Origin of the sequence: Stappia sp. 28M-7 (assembly GCF_014252955.1) — a bacterium.
Lineage (GTDB): Bacteria > Pseudomonadota > Alphaproteobacteria > Rhizobiales > Stappiaceae > Stappia.
The window spans coordinates 406,999-425,436 of the sequence record NZ_JACMIA010000001.1; the positions used below are offsets into that span (position 1 = coordinate 406,999).

General features: G+C 65.3%; 6 protein-coding genes. 1 reads left to right on the forward strand and 5 read right to left on the reverse strand.

Features of this window, described 5'->3' with window-relative positions; translation table 11 throughout:
* Positions 1-22 precede the first annotated feature (22 nt).
* Positions 23-523 (reverse strand): phage tail protein, encoded by a 501-nt coding sequence (locus H7H34_RS01905; protein ID WP_067223661.1) that lies wholly within the window; start codon positions 521-523, stop codon positions 23-25.
* Between the two features lie 320 nt (positions 524-843).
* Positions 844-14,235 (reverse strand): hypothetical protein, encoded by a 13,392-nt coding sequence (locus H7H34_RS01910; RefSeq protein WP_185924058.1) that lies wholly within the window; start codon positions 14,233-14,235, stop codon positions 844-846.
* Positions 14,236-14,556: 321 nt separating this feature from the next.
* Between H7H34_RS01910 and H7H34_RS01915 the strand changes: the two genes are divergently transcribed.
* On the forward strand, positions 14,557-15,048 hold the full coding sequence (locus H7H34_RS01915) for an ureidoglycolate lyase (RefSeq protein WP_185924059.1): 492 nt from the start codon (positions 14,557-14,559) through the stop codon (positions 15,046-15,048).
* An 18-nt stretch (positions 15,049-15,066) separates the two neighbouring features.
* Here H7H34_RS01915 and H7H34_RS01920 read toward each other — a convergent pair whose 3' ends face one another.
* The 3 genes from H7H34_RS01920 to H7H34_RS01930 all read right to left on the reverse strand — a co-directional run bounded on the left by H7H34_RS01920 (position 15,067) and on the right by H7H34_RS01930 (position 18,384).
* Entirely contained in the window at positions 15,067-16,617 is a 1,551-nt protein-coding gene (locus H7H34_RS01920) for a TRAP transporter large permease (RefSeq protein WP_120270355.1), read from the reverse strand.
* Positions 16,617-17,156: a TRAP transporter small permease subunit gene (locus H7H34_RS01925; protein ID WP_371811339.1), complete on the reverse strand. Its 540-nt coding sequence runs from the start codon at positions 17,154-17,156 to the stop codon at positions 16,617-16,619. Before H7H34_RS01925 ends, H7H34_RS01920 begins: the two co-directional genes overlap by 1 nt.
* A 130-nt stretch (positions 17,157-17,286) precedes the next feature.
* Entirely contained in the window at positions 17,287-18,384 is a 1,098-nt protein-coding gene (locus H7H34_RS01930) for a TRAP transporter substrate-binding protein (RefSeq protein ID WP_185924060.1), read from the reverse strand.
* Positions 18,385-18,438: the final 54 nt, after the last annotated feature.

Sequence of the window (18,438 nt, forward strand, 5' to 3'; positions counted from 1 at the left end):
CGCTTTTGGGAAAAGGTGAAGCTCAATTTGGCGACGGGAAGATTCCCTGCAGCGCAATGCAGAAATTCAGCGTCAGGAACGGCTGCATGTTCTGGTGCGGCTGGCTGCCTCCGACATTCGAGAGGCTGCTCGGCGACATCGTGACCGAGTTGGCAAGCGGCCCATAGAGCAGACCGAGATTGTTGCCGAGATAGTTGTTGGTCGGAGTGTTGGTGTCGACCGCCGTTGCCGAAGCCATCGGCAGGTGGTTGTGCTCGGGCATCTCGGGTGTCGTCAGCGTATGGCTTGTCTCGCCGGCGCGCTGGCCGAGGGTGAACCCGCTTCCCACATGCACCGGTACCCTGCTGCGAAGATCGGGTAGAGCAAAATTGGTCGTCCCGTTGCCGCCATAGGTCGTCCCGAGCAGGGCGAACAGAGCCTGGTTCTGGTTGATCGGCAGAAGCTGACCGTTGCAGAAGGCCCATCCCTTTGGCGGGAAGTTGAAACTCATGATCCTGATTTCCGCAAGAAACGGTTCTGACATTCCGCCCTCCCAGGCGCTTTCGTGTGTCGCGAGCCGTGACCGGGAAAACTAGTCTTGAAAAAGCCCGGCCAAAATGATTGCGCACGGATCCTGTGACAATTTCCAGTCGATATCAAGGGCAAAGAGCACCACTATATTGCGAAAAGTATTTACCTAATCGCGAATTATACAACCTTTAATTAATAAAATGTGCTTTGGGATTGCGCTTCCGGAAAGCGGGGCGGCGGGTGCCACAGTGGAAACCCGACGTTAGGCGGGGCGAGTGCTCCGGGAAAGGCAAACCGCCGCCCCTTTCGGAGCGGCGGTGATACGATCGATGCCTACGGAGCGGTCGGCGTGTTGCAGGTCCCGGTGCCGAAGGTCGTGGACGCCGAGAACGGGTTGATGAAGCTGCCTGTCGTCACCGAAGACTGCTGGCCGGTAAGGAAGATCTCCACCGTCTGCGTGTCCGGATTGAAGTCCGCCGCCTCGTTGAAGGTGCCGCCGAGACCCTGGATCAGGAACGTGCCGGAGGCAGAGTTCTCGATAACGATGTCGCCATTGCCGGCGGGGGCTGTCGAGATCGTGTTGTTCTGGACCTGGAAGCAGACCGTCTGGCCGACCGTGCCCTGGTTGCGCAGGTCGATACCGGTATTGGCGATGTCGGTGCCGTTCACGTTGATCGTGTTGTTCAGGACCTGGACATCGAGGCGGCCGGTGCCTGCATCGCGCCCGCTGGCGAAGATGCCGAAGCCGTCATTGATGGTGATGTTGTTGTTCTGGATGGTGACGGCATTGTTGCCGCTGCCCGAGTTGGTGACGACGATGCCGTCGATCGGCGTTCCTGCCGCTGTCGTCGTCGTCAGCGTGTTGCCGCTGATCGTGCCCTGCAGACGACCGGTGTCGTTGGCGTTGAGCGCGATGATCGCCGGGCCCGTGCCGGCGGTGCCGGCCTGGGTGATGGTATTGCCGGTGATGTTGAAGAACAACTGGCCGTTGCCGGTGGCCGTGCCTGCCACGCCGACGAACTGCGTGCCGCCACCGCCCGGGACAAGCTGGTTGCCGCCGGTGAGGTTGAGCTGCAGGTTGCCGTTGCTGGCGTTTGCAGCGACGCCGCGCGAGGCGTTGTTGGTCAGCGTCGAGCCGGACATGTCGATGCGCAGGTTGCCCGCTGTGTCACTCGTTTGGGCGAGCAAGCCGAGGACGCCCGAGTTGGAGATCGTCGAATTGACGATGGTCAGAAGGTCCGGATTGGACGTGTCGCCCGAGGCCGTTGCCGTGCTGTTGGCGATATCGATACCTGCATCTGCGGCGCCGGTGATGGTGACGCTGTCGAAGCGGCTATCCAGGCCTTCTGCTGCTGTTCCGCGGAGGTTCTGCAGGAAGATGCCGTTCTCGTCTGCCGCGTTGCCGGCATCGGTGATACGGACGCGCGTCAGGTCGAGATTGGTGACGATGGACCCGAAGATGCCGTGGACCCCGGTCGTGGTGATGTCGAGGTTGGTCAGCGCCACGTTGTAGGTGTTGGTCAGCATGATGCCGCTGCCGGTGGAGTTCTGGATCGTGCCGCCGCTGCCCAGGGTCGAGCCCGATCCGGTGACCGCGAAGCCTCCGGTGTTCCCCGTGCTGTCCAGAACGATGCCGTTGACGGCGCCGTTGGTGTTGATCGACTGGAAGGTCACGCCGGCCGCGCCGAACTGGGTGTTCACGAACTGGACGGCGGTGCCCGTTCCGGTATCCACGGTGTTGCCGGTGCCCGTGACCGTCACGGTGCCGCCGCCGGTGGCCAGGAAGCCGGTTCCCGACGTCGTGTTGATGACGAGCCCGCCATTGCTGAAGTTGATCGTCGACCCCGCATTGTTGGCGAGCGACACGGCGGTGTTGGCGCCGCTGGTGACGGCAGCGCTGCCGCCGAACGTGACGGAGGTCCCCGCGGCCAGATCCGAGATGAGGATCGTCGGACCCGTACCGGCCGCGTTGCTCAGGCTCAGGTTGCCGGTCGTCAGAGAACCCGATGTGCCGTCGCTGAGCCTGATCGGCGAGCCCGAGCTGCCGGGATTGTTGATGGTGCCGAGCGTTATGTTCATCGCGGTGTTGCGGATGTCGAGCGCGCGGCCGCCGCCGAAAGACGTGACGTTGAAGGCGGAGACGTTGCCGAGCGTTACGGTGCCGGCATTGTTGGCATAGAGACCGATCGAATTGCTCGTTGAGTAATTGGACGCCGCCTCGAGCGTGAAGCTGCCGGCGTTGTTTTCGAGATAAATGCCGCCGCCGCTCTCGCCCAAATCGTCATTGTCGATGGACACGGAGTTGAGCGTGACGTTTGTCGTGGTGTTGCGGATGTCGATCGAGGCGACACCGGCACCGAGCGCGTTGTTGGTGCTCACGCTGCCGCCGAGGATCGTGAGGATGCCGCCGCTATCGGCATTGATGCCCTGGCCGTTGGCGGTGGTGGTACCCCCTCCGATGTTCCGCTGGAAATCCGTATGGACGAACCTGGTGAATGTGGTTTGCGAGGCCGCATTGTTGTTCTGCAGGAGAAGGCCGTCGCCCCCTGCCGTATAAGCGGCGTCGTTGCGGTTGGAGACCTCCATCTGCGCCTGGAAATCGGCGACGAATGTCGACTGGGCGTTGGTGATCCGGATGCCGGCGTCCTGGGCGTAGTAGATGATGCTCGAAGCGGTCGTGGTGAACGAACCCGAGTTGCCGTCGAGATCGATGCCGTAGGTCATCGAACCCGGCGTGCCGGTGTTGCCGAGGACGAGGCCGTTGAAAATGAAGTCCGCCGAGGAATTGGCGATCCGCACGCCGGTCCCGTTGACATCGAACACACTCGTGTCCGCGACACGGAAAGTGCCGCCTGAGACGTTCTGCAGGTCGACGAAGTTGCCGCTGGACATGCCGGAGGCGGCCGCAGTGTCGAAGAAGACTCCGCCCGTGCCGGCCGCGACCGTGTTCATGATGATGCCGCGGCCGGTCGCCGTGTTGATCGCCTGCGTTCCGCTGCTTGCGACATTCAGCGTCAGCAGCGTTCCGCCCGAGCCGTTTGCGTCGAAGCCGGTGCCGGCATCCGTGTCGATATCGAGCGCGCCGGTGAAGTTGACCGTGGTCGTGTTGCCCGCGCCGAGGTCGATGTCGACGCCTGCGCCGGCCGATCCGGCATTGTTGATGGTGGTCGCGCCAAGGTTGAACGTTCCGGTCGAACCGGTGATCCTGAGGCCGGCCCCGGCCGAACCGGTGACGTTCAGCGTGCCGATGGTCAGCGCGTTGTTGCCGGCCGCGGTCGCGTTGCCGCCCTCGACATAGACGCCCGAACCGGCGGCGTTGGTCGAGTTCACCGTGCCGAAGGTAAGGTTCATCGTAAGCGGATCGAGGAACAGCGCCGTGCCGCCCGTCGTGTCGACCGTGCCGGACCCGCCGCCGTTCAGCGTGAAGACGGTATTGAAGCCGTTCGTCTTGGTATCGACCTCAAGGCCCGTGCCGGCATTGTTGAAGATGTTGAGCGTGGTGAAACCGAGCTCGCCGGTCGTGTCGATGAGTGACAGGCCGTCGCCCTGGACCCGGTTGCTCGTGCCCTGGCCGACATTCAGCGTGCCGCCGGCGACTGCACCGCCTGCGCCGTCGCCGTCGAAATCGACTGCCTGGAACAGGATCCCACCGCCGGTGCCGTTTCCGATCACGGTGTTGTTCGCAAACGAGCGAATACCGACCGAGCTTTCGGTGGTCGAGACGTTCTGGCCGATGATCTGAACGGTGGGTACGCCGGACGCCGCGCTCTCGAAGGTCGTGTTGTCGATGGAGAGCAGCAGGTTGTTGGCGGTTCCAGTTCCGAATTCTTCGACATCGAGCGCCTGGCCGGTCGAGCGGATGGTGTTGGTGCCGGTGAGGTTGAAGGTCAGGACGCCGGTGCCGACCGAGGCGATGCGGATGCCGGCGCCGGAGATATCTCCGGTGTCGCCGTTTCCGCCTGCACCCATCACGATGTCGGACAGCGTCACGGTGTTCGAGATTGCGCCGGTCTGATTGATGAGGATACCGGAGCCGCTGATGTCATCCACCGCGCCGGTCGCGGACGCGCCGAGCGTCAGGCCGGAGATCGAGGCGTTCGCGTTCTGGATCAAGACGCCGTTGCCGCCGGTCGCATCGATCGTGTTGGTGCCGGCCAGCGTGAACGAGCCGACCGCATCATTGTCGACGAGTTGGATGCCGTTGGAGAGCGTGTCCGTGCCGGTGCCGTTGATGTCGATGTTCGTGACTGTGACCGTGGCATCGGAGGTCTGGTAACCGATGCCGTAGGCCTGCGAACTGCCTGCATTGACGGCAATCGTGGATGTCGCCCCCGCATGGCCGACCTGGAACGTGCCGGTGCTGTTGTTGTTGAACGAGATCGCCGAGCCGCGGCTGGAGATCTGTACGCCCGCTCCCGCCGTACCGATGTTCACCGTGCCGTGCGAGCCGTTGAACAGAAAACCGAACTGCGTGTCGTCGATGGTCACGCCGTTCGCACCGGTGCCGATATTGATCGTCGAGGTGCTGGCGCCCGTCGTCTGCACGCCGGCAAAGCTCTGCGTGTTGCTGGAATCGATGTCCAGATTTGCGATCGTCAGCGCGCCGGTCATGGTGAGGTTATTCAGGCTGACGACGTCGTAGGTCGTGGTGCCCGACCGGTTGAAGCTCGCGTTCTGGATGGTGATGCCGCCGGCACCCGACACCGTGTCGAGTTCGATGCCCGCCAGATTGCCGGTCGAGGTGATCTGGTCGAACGTGAAATTTCCGGCACCGATGGCGACCGAGGTGAGATCCAGCGCCCTGGCACCCGAAGTGGTGATCGTGTTGGTGCCGGTAGCCGTCGCCGTCAGCGAGCCTCCGCCCGAGCCGTCCAGGAGCAGGCCGCCCGTCAGCGTCACATCCGACAGGTTTAGCTCCGATGCTCCGGCGGAAGTGGACGCGTGGATGGCGCGGGAGAAGAAGCTGGCTGTCGAGATCGCGCTGGAACGGATGTTGACGTTCGATGCCGCGTTCAAGCCCACTCCAATGCCATGGCCGCTGATGCTGGTATTGGCGATGGAGACATTCTGGACTGTTACCGATCCCGAAATCAGCACCGTGGCGCCGGTTGCCGCCGACGTCAGGATCGGAACCACCGTGTCGAAGCTGCCCGGGGCGGTGATCGTCGAATTGGACGCGATACCGGTAAGTAGGACGCTCGCCGGTGCGCCACCGGCGGCAATGCCCAGCGTCGTGAGGTCGACGCTGTCGCCGCCAGCCATGCCGAGCAGTGCCCGGCCGTCCGAAAGAGTAAGGGATGCAGTGCTGAGATCGATGGTCTGTTGCACGCCGCCGGTCGTCGCATCGACCAGCACGATCACATCGGCGCCGGAGGACATCGCCTGGAATATCGTACCGGGATCGGAGAATGTACCGGTGCCGGACGTGCCGTTCGTGTCGACGACGAAGTAGTTGGCGCCCTGGAGGTTCGTGACGTTGCTCGTGGCAAAGCCGACGTCCTCGAAATCGTACTCGCCGGTCGCGGTGACGCCGGTGGTGACGATGGCGATGTTGCTGGCGACCGCACCGATGTCGATGGTGCTGGCCACGGGAGCGGAACCGTCGCCGTACTGGAACCGCACGCCGTTGGCGATGTTCGAATTGGTCAGATCGATGCCGAACTGGACGCCCTGGATCGTCCCGGACCCGGTGGTCACCACGTCCTGGCTGTTGTCGTAATCGGTGAGATCGATGCCACGCGAGCCGGCCTGGCCGGTGCCGGCGATGTCGAGCGTTGCGAAGGTGATCTCGCCGTCGAACGTGCCGCCCGACAGGTTGAGACCTGTCGCGGAGGCGCCCACACCGGTGATGTCGACATTGCCGAAGGTCATGGCACCGTTGGTACCGGTGGCGCGGATGCCGTTGCCGCCGGTGCCCATGGCGATGGTCATGTTGTCGGTCGTCAGCGTGCCGGAATTGCCGTTGAGCAGCAGTCCGTCGCCGCTGCTGAGCGTCAGGTCGACCGTGCCCAGGTTGACGTTCGCCGCGACATTGGCGAGCGACACGGCCGAACCGGTGGTGCCCGAAACCGTGGTCGTGCCGGAGACGGTGAAGGCGCCGCCGGTGAGGTTGTTCAGCCCGATGCCAGCCGCGCCCGCGACATTGGTATTGGACAGCGATGTCAGGTTGATGCCGCCGGCGGCGATCGCCGTGTTGGAAAGGTTGATGCCCCGGCCGGCATTGGCGGCGACTGTGCCGGCGGCGATGCCGAGCGCGCCGCCCTGCTGGAAGACCACGCCGAAGGCGCTTTCGACGTTGATGTCAAGATTGGTGAAGCTGTACGTGCCCGTCTGGCCGTTGTTGTCGATGAACAGGCCGTCGCCGCCCATCGCCGTGGTTGAGCCGAAATCCACCGTGCCGGTGAAGGACACGGAATGGGCGCCGGTGGCATTGAAGGAGCTGATGCCGGCGCTGCCCGCGCCATTGGCGACCACGGTGCCCGCATGGGTGAGGCTTCCGCCGCCCATCTGGAGCATGAAGAGCACATTGCCCTGCGTGACGTCGATCGAACTGGTGGCATCGAAGTTGAAGTCGGCGGTGCTGCCGTCGATGGCGATCGCGTTGAGGGTTGTCCCGGCGACATCGACATTGGTGGCGTTGATGGTGCCGCCGGCATTGTTGAACGTCAGTCCATGTGCGCCCGACGTGATGGAGATGTTCTCCAGCGTGGTGGTGCCGGTGGTGTTGTCGAGGGTGATCGAACCGTTTGCGCCCGAGCCGGTGGACGTGATGTTGCGCAGGGTCGAATTGGCGGCATTGAGCAAGACGTCGCCGGTATTGCCGGAGAAGGTGACGCCGTCGATCGTGGTGTTGGTCGAGGGCGTGATCTCGATGCCGTAGGTCGAGAAGTTGCTGATCAGCGAGCGCTCGATCACGGTATTGCTGGCACCGGCGACGTCGTGGACACCGCGCGAGGCGGTGCCGTTGCCTTCAAGATGCACGCCGGAAATGCGGTTGCCGGTGGAGCCGAGCGTGACGACGTCGTTGCCGGCCGAAGTGGTCAGCGTCGCCGCGCCGTTGCCCGTCGGGTCGGCGATGACGATGCTCGTCGCAGACAGCAGGATGGTCGGCGGCGCCGTGATGTTGACTGCGACGGACTGGCTGCCGCCGGCGCCGTCACCGAAGCTCAGCAGCTGCACGTTGTCGAGCAGGTTCAGCGTATCATTGGCATTGCTGCCCAGGGCGGTAATCACGTCGCCATTGTCGATCAGGACGATGATGTCGCCCGCGGCAATGGCCGCCTCGGCAGCCGCCAGCGTCATCGGGTTGGAGGCGTCGGAGCCGGAGCCGTCGCCGCCGCCGACCGCGCCGTCAGCATCAACGAAGTAGATCCGGCCAAGGCTGAAGCCGTTGCCCGGGCTGGTCGAGAAGGCGACGTCGCGGAAATTGTAGGTGCCGGCAACCGGGGCGCTGCCGGCATCGATGGCGACCGTCGCCGAGATCGTCGATCCGGTGTCGACCGCATCCTCGCCGTCACCATAGGTGAAGTCGAGATTGGTCGCGCTGTTGAGGAACACGCCGGTGTGGACGCCGGAAATCGAGCTCGAGCTGCCGCCGGCCGCAGTGTCGCCGAGACGGACGGTGCCGCCTCCGAGCGCCCCGCGCAGATCGACCGCTACGGTCCCGGTAGACGCATTGCCGGCAACTGTGAACGTGTCGGCGCTCACGGTGGCGTTGATCGTCGCGCCGGTCAGCTCGACACCGGTGGAATCCGGTGAATTCAGCGTGATGTCGAGTTCGTCGAACGAGATGTCGCCGGTGATCGTGCCGGAAATGTCGATGGCGGCGCTGCGCGCCTCGATCGACGGGACGGGGGTGCCTGTCGGCAGCGGGGTGGCGTGCGGGTTGTTGATCACCGTCCGCCCGAAGGAGATCGCTCCGCTGGTATTGGTGATGCGGATCGCATCTTCCACCGTGTCGGAGATGGTTGTCGTGCCCGTGACGGTGAACGTGCCGCTGTTGCCGGACAGATCGATGCCCACCGTGGAGCCGCCGGTTGTCAGGTTGGCTCCCGGTGTCGATGCCACCGTCAGCGTGTTGAAGTTGAAGGCACCCGAGGACGCGGTTATTTGGATGCCGGTGGCAGGGGTGCGGGAATAGGCTGGACCGGTGAAGTTGACTCGATCCGGAGCGTTGATGGTTGTGGTACCGGTGACAGTGAACGAGCCGGCGAACTGGTCCGCGTAAAGCCGGCCGGTCGTCGTCCCGCCCAGCGTCAGGCTCGACAGGGTGATGTCGCCATTCGCCAGGCCGAAACCGGTTCCCAGGAACATCTGGCCGCCCGTGACCTCGCCATCGGCAATCCCGACCGTCAGGCCGGGGTTGCCCGACCCCAGCGTGAGCGCCTGGTTCACCGCGTTCACGTTGTAGTTGGTGAAGTCGATCCGGCCGATATTTGGGTTTGCCGTGCTCTCGAAGAAAACGGCGCTTCTGACGGCGAGACCCGGAGTGCCGGCGGTAAAGGTCCCGCCGTTGACGGCCTGCAGGCCTGCGGTGGACAGGTCGGAATCGAACGTGACGCCCTGGAAGTTCACTCCATTGCCGAAGAGGCTCGGATCGAAGGCCGTCGCGGAACCCAGCAGCGTGTTGTTGGCGAAGTCGGTGACGGTGATCAGCCCGTTGTTGCCGATGATGCGGACGCCGGTGTCCTCGACCTGGAACGTCGAATTGGAAATCGCGACGACAGCGCTGTCATCACCGCTGGTGGTGACGACGACGCCGTGCTCGCTGGGAGTGGCTGTCGCACCGGACGCTTCGTGGACAATGGTCAGGTTGTCGACGGCAAGCGACAGTGCGCGGGTTGCGCCGGCATCGTTCTGGATGACGTTGAAGCTGTTGAACGAGCTGCCGCTGGCAATCGTGTTGATCGTGCCGCCGTTGACGGCGAACGACCCGTCGAGATTCTGCAGCAGAACCGAGGTCATGTTCGCGTTGGTGGCATTCACCTCGTCCAACGTGATGTCCACGGCCATGTTGGAGATGTTGATCGCCATCGCGTCCGTCGTGGACAGCGTTTCCGTGCCCGCATCGGAAATCCGCAAGGTGCCGCCACCCGAGCCGACAAGCGCGGCAGTCGCAGATGTGACGACCTGGAGACCGCCGTCGAATGCGACAGTAGACGCAGTCCCGCCGTTGTTGACACTCACGCCGACGCTGGTGAGCGCGGTCGTCGTGCCGAGCGAGACCTGACCGCCGAAGGTGACGCTGTTGGCGCCCGTCGCGCCGGCGATGAGGATGCCGGATGCGGTTGTGCCGTTCGACGAGATCGATCCGAAATGGCTGAAACTGCCGCCGACACGTCCCGTGATGGCGACCGCGGCACCCGAACTGTTGAGGACCGAACTGTCGGCGTCGAAGCTGATCGTGCCGTTGCCGCCGGAAACGGCGAGCGAGTTCACACCCGTGATGTCGACATTGGTGCCGGTGACGTTGCCGGCAACGCCGGCCAACGACAGCGCCGTGCCGGTGGTGTTGGAGATCGCAAGGTTGGTGAGCGTGACCGCACCGGTGGTGTTGGTCAGGTCGATGCCCGCGGTCGAGGTGACGCCGCTGATAGTGACGCCGGCGATGCCGGAGCCCGAAACCGCATTGCCGGCCGAGCTGCCGATGATGATGTTGCGGATCGCGTTGCCGTTGGCGAGTGCCAGCGTGGCTCCGCCGCCACCGGAATTGGTCAGCGTTGCCGCGCCCAGGCCCGTCGGATCGGAGACGGCGATGCCGGTGGCCGGCAGGTTGGTGCCGGTAATGTTCAGCGGGATGACGAAGCCGGATTCGGTGAAGGTCCGACCGCCGCCGAACGTGTCGACGGTCTGGCCGTCGTCCAGCGTGAAGGTCAAGCCCGAGGTGTCGATGGCCGAGCCGTCGTTGATCAGCACGAAATTGACCGTGCCGAGCGTCGAGGCCATCGCGATGGCGGTGGCGATGGAGGCGCGGTTGTCGGTGGAGGAGCCATCGCCGGTGCCGGTCGCCGTCGCGGCGACATAGTAGTTGTTCGAGAGGTTGACGGCGAAGTTGAACCCGCCCGTGAAGGCGGTCGAGCCGAAGGCATAGGTGCCGTCGCCCGCATTTACGCCGATGCCGTCGAGGGCATAGTTGCTGCCCGAGATGCTGCCGCCGCCGAACGTGAAGTTGGCGCTGGGGGCCGCACCTGCCGCACCATTGGTGCCGAGCACGACGCCGGTCGCGACAGCGGAGATGTTACCGCCATTGGTGATGGTGACCGTACGGCCGTTCTGCGTGCCGGAAATGTCGATGCCGCGCGAACCGGCGGTGCCGGTGCCGGTGACGTCGAGGCTCGACATGGTGAGCGTCGCATCGCCGCCGGCAAGGTTGAGGCCGGCACCTGCGTCGAGGCCGGCGATGTCGACGTCGCCGAAACTGAAGCTGCCGCCGGTCGATCCGGACAGGTCGATACCGTCGTCGCCCATTCCGGACAGAGTTGTGGTGCCGGTGACGGTGAAGCTGCTGCCGGTGCCGAGCGCCAGCGACAGTGCATCGCCCGCAGCACCGCTGCTGGTGACGCTGGAGAGCGTGATGTTGGTGGCGATGCCGCCGCCGATGGAGGCCGCGCTGCCGCCGGTTGCGGAGATGGAGCCGCCGGAGATGTTGAGCGAGCCGCCGCCGGTCGCCGAAAGTGCGTTGAAGCCGGCCGTGGCGATGTCGAGCCCGCCGGTGAAGGCGATGGCCGAAGACTGGCCGTTGTTGTCGAGGCTGAGGCCGCTGCCGCCGCCGAGCGCGGTGGTGGTGCCGAGCGAGACCAGACCGCCGAAGGTGACGTTGCTGGCCGCCGTCGCGCCGGCGATGGTGATGCCGGATGCGGTTCCACCGTTCGACGAGATCGAGCCGAAATGGCTGAAGCTGCCGCCGATGCGGCCGGTGATCTCGACGGCGGCCCCGCCGGTATTGGTGATCGAGCTGTCGCCGTCGAAGGTGATGGCGGCATTGCCGCCGGAGACGGCGAGAGAGTTCACGCCGGCAATGTCGACATTGCTGCCGGTGACGGTGCCGGTGTTGCCCGACAGCGACAGGCCGGTGCCGCTGCCGTTGTTCACCGCGACATCGGTCAGGATGACCGAGCCGGATGTATTGGCGAGCGAGATGCCGGCGGTGGAGGTGACGCCGCTGATGGTGACGCCGGCGATGCCGGAGCCGGAAATGGCGTTGCCGGCAGCGTTGCCGACCGTGATGTTGCGGACCGCGTTGCCATTGGCGAGCGACAGGGTCGCGACGCCGCCGGACGAGTTGGTCAGCGTCGCCGCGCCCAGGCCCGTCGGATCGGTGATGGTGACACCGCCGGTCGGCAGGTTGTCGCCGGTGATGTTCAGCGGAATGAGGTAGCCGGCCTCGGTGAAGGTGCGCCCGCCGCCGAACGTGTCGATGCTCTGGCCGTTGGCGAGCGTGAAGGTCAGGCCCGACGTGTCGATGGCCGAGCCGTCGTTGATCAGGATGAAGTTGACGGCGCCGAGGCTGCCGGCCTGCGCGATGGCGGTGGCGATCGAGGCGGCATTGTTCGTCGAGGAACCGTCGCCGGTGCCGCTCGCGGACACGTAGAAATTCTGGGTGCTGCTGATGTCGAAATTGAAGGCGCCGGTAAAGGCGGTGGTGCCGAAACCGTAGCTGCCGGTGCCGGACAGGATGCCGATGCCGTCCAGCGCGAACACGTTGCCGGCAACCATGCCGCCGCCGAAGGTGAAGATGGCGTCGGCCGCGGTGCCTGCCGCGCCGTTGGTGCCGAGCACGATGCCGGTGCCGACGTTGGAGATGTTGCCGCCGTTGGTGATGGTCACCGTCCGGCCGTTCTGGGTGCCGGAAATGTCGATGCCGCGCGAGCCGGCAACACCGGTGCCGGTGACGTCGAGGCTGGCCATCGTGACCGAGGCGTCGCCGCCGGCAAGGTTGAGGCCCGTACCGCCGCCAAGGCCGGTGATGTCGACATGGCCGGCGACGATGGTCGCGTTCGTCGTGCCCGAGAGGTCGAAGCCGTCGCTGGATGCGCCCGCGCCGAGGCCGTCGACCGTCGTCGTGCCGGTGAAGTTGAACGTGCCGCCGCCGGTGATGACCACCGCGTCGTCGCCGGTGTTCGTCGCCGTCAGGTTGGCGACGTTGATGATGCCGCCGTTGTTGTCGAAGGACAGCGCATCTCCGGTCACGTTGGAGATGTTGATCGTCGATAGCCGGGTCGTGCCGGTGTTGTTGGCGATCGAGATGCCGTTGGTGCCGCCGTCGATGGTGATGTTCGACAGGGTCGCGGCTTCGTTGTTCAGGAAGATCGACGTGCCGGTGATGCCGCTGAAGGTGAGGCTGTTCAGCGTGGCATTGGTCGCACCGGTGATGCTGACGCCGTCGGTGGCGTTCTGGATCGACAGGTTCGACAGGGTGACGTTGGAGACGTTGTTGCCGCCGATCACCGTGCTGCCGCCCTGCAGGGTCAGCCCGCGGATGAGAACGTCGTCGGCCAGCGTGACGGTGGTGATGCCCGGATCGCCGTCGATGGTGCCGGCGGTGCCCGAAGTCAGGAACGAGGTGGTCAGACCGCTGGACAGGCGTACGGCGATGCTCTCGCCGCCGCCGACCAGCACCTGGCCGGACTGCATGGTGACGCCGGTCGTGGTGACCGTGCCGTCATCGCCCAGCACCACGACGATACCGTCGGTGCCGGCGCTTGTGATGGCCGCCGAAAGGCTCGTCGGGTCGATGAAGCTGCCCGAGCCGCCGCCGGACCGGTTGGCATAGTAGATGCCGCCGTAGACCCGGCCGGTGGTCGGGTTGACGACCGGGATATTGGCAAGGGCGGAGGAGCGCGCGCGGGTGGCGGAGCGAATGCCCTTGTCGCGGCGGATGCCTTCGGCCATGCGCTCGCGGATCGGCGACAGGCGCGAGCGGGTCTCGCTGCCGTCGTCCGTCTGGCCGGCAAAGAGCGGCATGCGGAAGCGCGCGGAGGCGATCGCGTCGAACTCGTCGTCCTTGTCGTAGACGAGCTCGGCACCCAGCGTCAGGCGCGAGCCGGAAATGCCGAGGGCATCGTTGACCTGATATTCGAGGCCGACGCGCGCGCCGGTCTCCATCTTGAAGCCGCTGCGGTCGTAGACATAGCCGCCGACATAGGTGCGCAGCTTCTGGTTCTCGGAAAACGGAGAATCGAAGAGGGCACCGAGCTCGCCGGTCAGGCCGTACAGCAGGCCTTCGGTGCGCTCGATCTGGGCACGCTGCTCGACCAGCTGGTTGCCGACAACGTTGACGCCGGTGGTCACGGTCCGGCTGCCCAGCACCTTCTTGGCGCCCAGCGGGACATGGGCGTTCAGGCGCAGGTCGAAGATGGACGTGAAGGCCTCGAGGCCGAAGGTGGCGCCGAGGTGGTATTCGCTGTTTTCCGTGCGGACGACGTCGACGAAGGCATTGGCGCCGATCACCAGGTCGTCGGCGACCAGCTCGCGCGCGCCGAAGCCGACCGACATGGAGCCGCGCGCGTTCTCGCCGTAGTCGAGACGCAGGTCGAGGAAGACGACGCTGTCCCCGTCCTGGCCGATGGGCATGAACCCTTCGAGGAAGGAGGCGGCTTCCGTTCCGGCCTGGGCGCCGATTTCGCCCCATGCGCCCCAGTAGCGTTCGACCTGGGAGGTTGCATCCTGTGCAGCGGCGGAGCCGGTACCTGCAATGAGCGCTGCCACGCAAGAGGTGGACAGCAACTCGCGACCGGAGACCGCGCGAAAGCGGCTATGGGGGAAACGATAAGAAATGACACCCTCCCAAGGTGTGCATGAACGCTTTCAAAAAAAATCGCACGCGCAAAAGTGGTATCGTGCTGGCAAGTACTTTCCCCAAGATGGCGCCACTTGCAATCGCTGCGCGCGCGAAACAGCCCTTCCCGTAAGGAATCATTAAGGCCTGTTGCCCCGATGTGACACTCGCAACGACTGCCGCCTCGGGCGCGCTATGACCCTGTGTTTCTTGGCAATTATTGAATATTAGAAGGTTGTCCCAGGTCACCTGTCTGCCAGGAGGAAAGCATGACCCACGTGCTGACGCCCGAACCCTTGACCCGCGAGGCCTTTTCCTCGTTCGGAGATGTCATCGAAGCCCGCCACGAGGCGAGCCACCTCATCAACGAGGGGCGCACCCGTAGGTTTCATGCTCTCGCCGAGGCCGAACCCGGCCCGGACGGCAAGCCGATACTCTCGATTTTCCGGGGAACTCCCTGGCCGAGCCCGCTGACCGTGCGGATGCTCGAGCGTCATCCGCTCGGCAGTCAGGCTTTCGTGCCGATGCAGGATCATGCATGGCTGGTGGTCGTCGCCAGCGACGCGCGCCCGGCCGATTGCCGCTGCTTCCTTGCGCGCGGGGACCAGGGCGTCCAGATCGCCCGCGGCGTCTGGCATCACCCGCTGCTGGTGCTCCAGCCCCTGCAGGATTTCCTGGTCGTCGACAGGAGCGGCCCGGGCGTCAACCTGGAGGAAGTGTTCTTCCCCGAGGGCGAGAGCGTGGTCATCGCGCCGATCTGAGCCTCCTGGAGGCTTTGATCAGAAGATCAGACGGGGCAGGGTGGTCGCAATCTGCGGCAACAGCCAGATCAGGCCGACGCCGGCGATCTGCAGGGCGATGAAGGGAATGACGCCCTGGTAGATCTGCCCGGTGGTGACCTCGGGTGGTGCTGCACCGCGCAGGTAGAACAGCGAGAAGCCGAAGGGCGGGGTCAGGAATGAGGTCTGCAGGTTGATCGCGATGAGGATCGACAGCCAGACCGGGTCGTGACCCATCAGGATCAGCACCGGCGCCACCAGCGGTAGCAGGATCACCGAGATCTCGACGAAATCCAGGAAGAAGCCGAGCAGGAAGACCATTGCCATGACGAAGAGCAGGGCAGCGTCCGGGCCGCCCGGCATGTTGGTCAGGAATTCCTCGATCCGGTGATCGCCGCCGAGCCCGCGAAACACCAGCGAGAAGATGCTGGCGGTGAGGATGGTGGCGAAGATCATCGCCGTCACCGACAGGGTCGAGTTCATCACCGGCTTGAGGACATCGGCCCGGAAGGTGCGGGCGAGCGCCTGCAGGATCGCGGCGGCTGCCACGAGGACGAAAACCGTTGCCAGGGCGCCGGCCGCCCAGTCGAGCGGGCCGACGTCGCTGCGCTGCAGGCGAACGGGATGGACCGAGATCAGAACGGCGAGCAGGGCAAGGCTTGCCGCACCGGCGATCACCAGCTTGCGCTGGCCGTTGCCGAAGCGGGCGGAGGCCATCAGCAGCGCGCCGATGGCGCCGACGGCCGCGGCCTCGCCCGGCGTCGCGATGCCGCCGAGGATCGAGCCGAGCACGGCGATGATCAGCAGCACCGGCGGGACGATGGCCCCGGAGATCTCCCGAGCGGAAGGGCGCGCGCCCTCGTGCTGCATGGCCGGGGCGGAGGCCGGCGACAGCCAGGCCTTGACGAGCAGGTAGCCGATATAGATCGCGACCAGCATCAGGCCCGGCAGCAGGGCTGCTGCGAAGATCTGGCCGACCGAGATCGTCTCGATGGTGAACTTGCCCTGGCGGAACTGCGCCTGCTGGTAGGCGTTCGACATCACGTCGGACAGGATGATCAGCAAGGTCGAGGGCGGAATGATCTGGCCGAGCGTGCCGGAGGTGCACACGATGCCGGAGGCGAGCCGGGCGTCGTAGCCGTTGCGCAGCATGGTCGGCAGGGCGATCAGGCCCATCGCCACGACGGTGGCGCCGACGATCCCGGTGGAGGCGGCCAGCAGCGCGCCGACCAGCACGACGGAGATGCCGAGCCCGCCGCGCAGCGTACCGAACAGACGGCCTGCGGTCTCCAGCAGGTCTTCGGCGATGCGGCTCTTTTCCAGCACCACGCCCATGAAGACGAAGAGCGGAATGGCGATCAGCACGTCGTTGGTCATCACGCCGAAGACGCGCTGCCCGAGCGCGCCCAGCAGGCTCATGTCGAACTGGCCGGTGAAATGGCCGAGAATGGCGAACAGCGTCGCGATGCCCGCGAGAATGAACGAGACCGGATAGCCGATCAGGATCGCGACGATCAGCGCGGCGAACATCAGGAGGTCGAGCGGCAGCATCAGGCGCGGGTCCCGTTTTCGGAGGCGGCGTTGGCGTCCTGCGGCGCCGCGATGCGGGAAAGATCACGCAGCAGGCAGGCGATGCCCTGGATGGCCAGCAGCACGCAGAAGGCGGGCACCAGCGACTTGAGCAGGAAGGAGGCCGGGATGCCGCCGACGGAGATGGCGCCCTCCATCACGGCCCAGGAATTGCGCACGGACGGCCAGGACCACCAGGCAAGGATGGCAAGCGAGGGCAGCAGGAAGACCAGAGCCCCCAGCGCGTCGATCACCGCGCGGCCGCGGGTGCCGAACTTCGCGTAGAAGATGTCGACGCGCACATGACCGTCGACCAGCAGCGTGTAGCCGGCGCCCAGCATGAACAGGGCGGCATGCATGTAGAGCACGCCCTCGTTCAGGAAGATGAAGCTGATGCCATAGACGTAGCGCAGTACCACCACGCCGAACTGCAGCAGCACCATGAAGAGCGCCAGCCAGCGCACCAGGGCGCCGACGGAGCGATTGACCAGGTCGAGCCTGTCTGCAAGGCGGGCGAGCACGGGCCTTGTCCTCTCGTGCGGGCGATCAGGGGGAGGATCGCGAGCCGGAGACCGGCCCGCGACCTGTAAGACGGGCGGTGCCAGGGTCCGAAACCGCGTCCGAACCCTAGCAGGTTTTACCGAGGCTTGCTCAGTACTTGTAGTCCATCGCGCGGGCGTTCATCTGCCCGTTGTCGGCATAGACCATGTAGTCGGCGACCGACGAGCGATAGGCGAGGAAGCTCTCGACGATCCGGCGCACCAGCTCGTCGTCGTTCTCGCGCAACTCGCCGATGACCTCGCCGGCGGCGTTGCCCATGGCGACGATGACGTCGTCCGGCAGCTTCTTGACCTGCACGCCCTGCTCGGCGACGAGCTGCTGCAGCGCCATCGCATGCTTGGTCGTGTACTCGGTCCAGACCGGGTTGTAGAGCGACTCGCAAGCCAGCGCGACGGCCTGCTGCAGGTCGGCCGGCAGCGCGTCATAGGCAGCCTTGTTGACCGCGCATTCCTCGGCCGAGGACGGCTCGCCGACGCCCGGCCAGTAGTAGTTCTTGGCGACCTGCTGGAAGCCGAGGGCGGAGTCCGACCACGGGCCGATGAACTCGCCCGCGTCGAGCGCGCCCGACTGCAGCGCCTGGAACATATCGCGCCCGCCCATCGCCTGCACGGCCATGCCGAGCTTGGCGCACATTTCCGAAGCGAGGCCGGTGGTGCGGAAGCGCAGACCCTTCAAGTCGTCGACCGAGTTGATCTCGTTGCGGAACCAGCCGGCCCACTGCGGGCCGGAATTGCCGCACAGGAACGGCTTCAGGCCGAAGCGGCCGTAGATCTCGTCATAGAGCTCCTGGCCGCCGCCATGGGCGAGCCAGCCGAACTGCTCGTCCGCGCGCAGGCCGAAGGGCTGCGAGCCGAACAGCAGGATGCCCTTGGACTTGGAACCCCAGTAGGAGGGGACCGCATGGTAGAGCTCGGCGGTGCCTTCCGACACGGCGTCGAACACGCCGTTGCCCGGCACCAGTTCGCCGGCGGCGTAAAGCTGCACCTCGATGCGGCCGCCCGACAGGGCGGTGATGCGGTCGGCCAGCATCTGCGCGGCGACGCCCGGGCCCGGCAGGTTCTTCGGCCAGGCGGTGACCATCTTCCAGCGCCTTACGTCCTGGGCGATGGCGGGAGCGGCAAGACCGCTTGCAGCGGCGGTGGCGAGGCCGCCGACAGCGGCGGTCTTCAGAAAATCACGTCTCTTCATGGCAGCACAGTCCTCTGGTTGGTTTTTCTTCACAGCATCACGGTGGCCTTTTCG